The 1,220-nt window shown below is 50.8% G+C and carries 1 pseudogene; it reads left to right on the top strand.

Annotation, left to right across the window (positions count from 1 at the left end):
* Positions 1-106 precede the first annotated feature (106 nt).
* Positions 107-1,220: pseudogene (locus tag VB712_RS10815) on the top strand (RNA-guided endonuclease InsQ/TnpB family protein); the annotation flags it as partial.

The raw sequence follows: 1,220 nt of genomic DNA, 5'->3' as shown, positions 1-1,220 counted from the left end.
TTACGGAATATCCCGATAGCTTGAGAGCAATGCGGTTTTAACCCAGGGATGAAAAGCAACGGCGGCTTTAGCCGCATTCTTACGCCAGATATGCTAGCATAAGAGAATGATTGTACTTGAGTTCAAAGCACGGGTAAAGCCTGCCCAGGCTACCGCTATTGACGACGCTATACGGACGGCTCAGTTTATCCGTAACAAAGCTGTGCGTCATTGGATGGACAACCAGGGAGTGGGTAAATACGACCTTAGCAAGCTCTGCAAAGAGTTGGCTGAGGAGTTTCCCTTTGCTAAGAAACTCAATTCCATGGCTCGTCAAGCTTCGGCAGAACGGGCTTAGAGTGCAATCAGTCGGTTCTACGACAACTGCAAAAAGGGAGTAGAGCCAGTAGGATTCCCTAAGTTCAAGAAGCATTCCCGCTCGGTGGAGTACAAAACCTCTGGATGGAAGTTGCTTGAATCGAAGCGCATCAAGTTTACGGATGGCTTCGGGATTGGGGAATTGCGGTTGATCGGAACCTACGATCTGGCACGCTATGACGAATCCCTGATTAAGCGGGTTCGCTTAGTCCGTCGCGCCAATGGCTACTACGTTCAGTGCTGCATCCAAGTGAATGTTCAAGTGCAGAGTGAGCCGAGTCAAAAAGCCGTTGGTCTTGACCTCGGTTTGCGGTATTTCATCGCTGCCAGCGATGGCACTGTGGTGGAAGCACCACAGTTCTATCGTAAGTCTGAAAGGCGGTTGAACAGAGCCAATCGGCAGAAGTCCAGAAAGTACCGCAAGGGGGCAAAACCACAGTCAAGGAACTATCACAAGGCTAGGAACCGATACGCCCGGAAGCATTTAAGGGTAAGTAGGCAGCGTAATGAGTGGGCGAAGAGCATCGCCTACTGCGTCATCCAATCTAACGATTTGGTTGCTTATGAAGGTTTGAATGTGAAAGGGTTAGTGCGCAATCGGCATCTAGCCAAGTCGATTAGTGATGCAGGATGGTCAATGTTTCGCTGTTGGTTGGAGTATTTTGGCAGGAAATATGGGAAGGTAACGGTGGCCGTTCCTCCCCACTACACGAGCCAGGATTGCTCAAACTGCGGCAAACGAGTCCAGAAGGCACTCTCAGTCAGAACCCATCACTGTCCCCATTGCGGCTATGAGGCTGACCGAGATGTGAATGCTGCCATCAACATCCTGCGCCTGGGACTAACTACCGTGGGGCACACGG

The sequence above is a fragment of the Spirulina sp. CCNP1310 genome, assembly GCF_034932185.1.
Taxonomy (GTDB): Bacteria; Cyanobacteriota; Cyanobacteriia; order Cyanobacteriales; family Spirulinaceae; genus Spirulina.
The sequence above is the reverse complement of the archived record's forward strand: the minus strand, read 5'-3'. Positions and strand labels throughout refer to the sequence as shown.